The sequence below is a fragment of the Candidatus Rokuibacteriota bacterium genome, from assembly GCA_016209385.1.
Classification (GTDB): Bacteria; Methylomirabilota; Methylomirabilia; order Rokubacteriales; family CSP1-6; genus JACQWB01.
Map to the genome: position 1 here is coordinate 1 of JACQWB010000061.1, position 3744 is coordinate 3744.

Consider the following 3744-nt stretch of genomic DNA (forward strand, 5'->3'; position numbering starts at 1 on the left):
GTAGGCCACCGGCATGCGCCCGGACTGGGCCCACGCCTCCCCGGCCAGCCCCAGGCCCGCCAGCACCAGGATCAGCCATCCCTGTCTCCGCATTTGTCCCCTCCGACGAATCAGCCGGTCGCCGGCCCTGGTCCCTCATGCGCTCGGTCCCGGGACTCGGCCCCGTCAATCGGGAGCGGCACCCCGACCCCCTTCGCACTCGCGGCCGCCAGGATCCGCACTCCCAGGGCCCGGAACCCCGCCTCCACGGCCTCGATGGCCTCGTCCATCGTCAGTAGCCCGGCATGGTCCTGGGGCCGAAGAAGCAACACCATCGCCCGCCTCCTCGCTGCTCTCCACCGCTGTGCTCAGGATGACCTTCCTGCACGCCGTGGCGATCTCCGGATACTACGCCGCGGATTTCACCCCGGTCAAGGCCGTGTACTCGCAAGCAGAATAGGACCGTATTGATGGACCTACTGTCGCGCAATCGTTGGTTGTTCCAGCAACGGAACAGACCCAATACGCCGCAGAGGCTGGTGGCGGCGTTCCAAAACTTGCGGTTGGCTTTCCTGGTTGGCGCTGATAGCATCACTAAAGGAGGAAGGAGATCTATTGGATGAAACCCGTAACCCTAGAACTCCCCCCGGAACTCGTGGAGATCCTTGGGTCGGAGGAAGAGGCGAGGCGGGGAGCCAAGGTCGCCCTGGTTCTCGATCTTGTCCGTCGCGGGAAGCTCTCCCGAGCGAAGGCGGCCGAGCTTTTGGGGATCTCGCTGTGGGACCTCCCCAACCTCCTGGCTCAATACCAAATCCCGTGGTTCGATTACTCCGCAGAAGACCTTCAGCGGGACCTTCAGGCCTTGTGCCCTGAAGAAGGCACGGCGGAGTGATCCTTGTTCTGGATGCCAGCGTCCTCATCGCGCTCTCTCGGATCGGCCGCCTGGATCTGCTCCGTCAGATCGCTGGGACGGTGCACATCCCCGAGGCCGTCTACGATGAAGTGGTCAGAAGGGGAGAGGGACAGCCAGGCAGCGTGGAGGTTGCCCGCGCAGAGTGGATCCTCCGGCGGCAGGTCTACGATCGGGCAAGCGTGGACCGCTTGCGGCGCCAGGTGGGTCGGGGCGAGGCTGAGGCCATCGTGTTGGCAAGGGAACTGGCGGCGGATTTCCTTGTCCTCGATGACGCAACGGCCCGGCGAGTGGCGGAGATGGAGGGGCAGAGGGTCCTCGGTCTTCCTGGGCTTCTACTCCACGGCAAGGGGAGCGGGGTGGTCCCTGCCGTGAAGCCCGTCCTCGATGAGATGCTCGCAGCCGGATTCTTCGTCGGCGACACCGTTTACCGTCTTATCCTTCGCCAGGCCGGCGAGGAGGTTCCCCGATAGTCAATTGCTAGTTGGTTTCCGCTCACCTGCAGAAGGCGGCGACCTCCTGGAACGCTGCCGCCCTGCTATCTCGGCGAAAGCACGAGTTCTTAGGGCCCAACGATACTCCTCACGGCCGCAATCCTGCAGGCGGGACCGCCCAGAAAAACCCGGTCCTGAATGCCCTACGGGACCAGGGCGGCGTAGAGCTGCTCGTCCCGCGGGACGTACCAGCGGATGAAGTTGTAGGTGAGCCCGGCCGGGGCCGGCTCGATCCCCCGCACCCGGCTGTGGACGATGGTCAGGGCATCGGGGACGTACAGGAAGGTGTAGGGCTGCTCCTCGGCCAGGATGGCCTGGAAGGCATCGTAGGAGCGCTTCCGCTCGGTCCGGTCCAGAGTGCGGCGCCCCTGCTCCAGCAGCCGATCCACCTCGGGGTGGCGGAAGCCGATGAAGTTGAGCTGCTTGGGCCCCGTCTTGCTGGAGTGCCAGACGTTGTAGAGGTCGGGGTCCTGCCCCGTCCGCCACCCGAGCACGACGGCCTCGAAGCGCCGCTTGTCCAGGAACTCGTTCACGAAGGCGGCCCACTCCACCGTCCGGATCTTCACCGCGATCCCCACCTTGCGCAACCGCCACTGGATCAGCTCCGCGGTCTTCGCCCGGCTCTCGTTCCCCTGGTTGGTCAGGATCGTGAAGGCGAAGGGGCGGCCGTCCCAGTCCAGGATCCCGTCGCCGTCCGTGTCCCGCCACCCGGCCTCCCGCAGCAGGGCCCGGGCGCGCTCCGGGTCGTGGGGGTAGCGCTGGACATGCGGGTTATAGGCCCAGGTCCCGGGGCGGTACGGGCCCGTGGCCGACTGCCCGAGCCCGAGCAGCACCCCCTGGATGAGCTCCTGCTGGTCGATGGCGTAGCTGATGGCCTGCCGGACGCGCCGGTCGCGGAAGAGCGGGTGGCGGAGGTTGTACCCGAGGTAGGTGTAGGCGAAGGCCGCGTACCGGTAGCGCCGGAAGCGGGCCTGCAGCTCCGGGCGGGTGGTCTGCCGCGCGTACTGGAGCGGGGTCAGCCCCATCATGTCCAGGCTCCGCGCCTTGAGCTCCAGGAACATCGTGGCCTGGTCCGGGATGATCCGGTAGACGTAGCGGTCCAGGAAGGGGCGCCCCTCGAAGTAGTCGGGGTTGGCCTCCAGCACGATCTTCTCGCCGGTCTTCCACTCGACGAACCGGTAGGGGCCCGTGCCCACGGGCCGGCGGGCCAGCGGGGTCTTCGTCAGGTCCTGCCCTTCGAGCCGGTGGCGGGGGAGGATGGAGACCGCCCAGCTGATCAGCGCCTTGGCGTACGGTTGCCGGTAGCGCACGCGGAAGGTGTGGGGGTCGAGGACCTCGGCCTTCGCCACCTGCAGGAAGTCCTCGGCGTAGGCCGTGGGGGTCTTGCGGTCCACCAGGACCCGGTAGGTGAAGTGGACGTCTTCGGCGGTCAGGGGGTGGCCGTCGTGCCACCGGACCCCGCGGCGCAGGCGGAAGGTGAGGGTGAGGCCGTCGGGGCTCACCTGCCAGGACTCGGCCAGGTCCCCCACGATGTTCAAGTCCCGGTCGTACTTCACCAGGCCGTTGTAGATCAGCCCCCCGATGTTGTGCGAGGCGCTGTCCGCGGCCAGGATCGGGATCAGGTTGCTCGCGTCCCCGATGGACCCCTCCACGAGCGCGTCGCCATAGGAAGGCGGCTTGGGCACCGGCGGGGGCGGCTGGGCGGGCTCTGCCGGCGCGGTCGGCGCGCCACCCTGGCCACCCTCGCGCTGGGCTCGGGCCTCCGGCACCTCCCCCCGGGCACACCCGCCCAGCCAGACGAGAGCAACAAGGAGCGTTACACGCACCAGAACACGCAGGCGCTCCACCCAGTTCGCACCAGAGAAGGGATAAAGCAAACTCAGACCTCTAGCCTTCGCGTTCTCTTCCTTTCACAAGCCCGCCCGATCATAGGCTGTTTTCTCCTCGTGTCAACGATCTATCATTGACAAATGTGCTTGAGTTCCTGTAAGGAACAGGCTCCATTAGGAGCGGGGATCGTTGTAATTTGCCGCGAAAGGAGGCCAGCCAATGGCAACGGCCCGAACGCGCGAGACCAGGAAAGCGGCGCCCGCCAAGTCCGTCACGACGATCCCCCTAGTCGGCCATATTCATAGGGGCGGAACGTGCGACTCCAAGGCAAAAACCCATCACAAATCCTGCACCCAGCTCCAGGGGGAAGAGATTACTTGTAAGGCCTTCAGACAAAGGTGCAAGGGCAAGGTCAAGCGCCCCGGCCCTAATCTGTGTGTCCACTATCCCAAATAGCTGGTCTGACGGCTCGGGCGCTTCGACAAAGTCCGGGGCGACCGGTGGGGTAAACGCATTCACCACGACGGCCGA

Annotated in this window: 4 protein-coding genes; 2 read left to right on the plus strand and 2 right to left on the minus strand. The window is 66.2% G+C overall.

Annotated elements, in window-relative coordinates; genetic code table 11:
- Window positions 1–110 precede the first annotated feature (110 nt).
- Window positions 111–314 carry a hypothetical protein gene (locus HY726_04395; GenBank protein ID MBI4608229.1) on the minus strand — a complete coding sequence of 68 codons (204 nt, stop codon included), beginning with the start codon at window positions 312–314 and terminating at the stop codon, window positions 111–113.
- Between the two features lie 284 nt (window positions 315–598).
- Between HY726_04395 and HY726_04400 the strand changes: the two genes are divergently transcribed.
- Together HY726_04400 and HY726_04405 are read left to right on the plus strand one after the other, a co-directional pair.
- Entirely contained in the window at window positions 599–871 is a 273-nt protein-coding gene (locus HY726_04400) for a UPF0175 family protein (protein MBI4608230.1), read from the plus strand.
- On the plus strand, window positions 868–1362 hold the full coding sequence (locus tag HY726_04405; GenBank protein ID MBI4608231.1) for a DUF3368 domain-containing protein: 495 nt from the start codon (window positions 868–870) through the stop codon (window positions 1360–1362). Before HY726_04400 ends, HY726_04405 begins: the two co-directional genes overlap by 4 nt.
- A 164-nt stretch (window positions 1363–1526) precedes the next feature.
- On the opposite strand, the gene HY726_04410 is transcribed toward HY726_04405, so the two are convergent.
- Window positions 1527–3152 carry a peptide-binding protein gene (locus HY726_04410; GenBank protein ID MBI4608232.1) on the minus strand — a complete coding sequence of 542 codons (1626 nt, stop codon included), beginning with the start codon at window positions 3150–3152 and terminating at the stop codon, window positions 1527–1529.
- Between the last annotated feature and the right edge of the window lie 592 nt (window positions 3153–3744).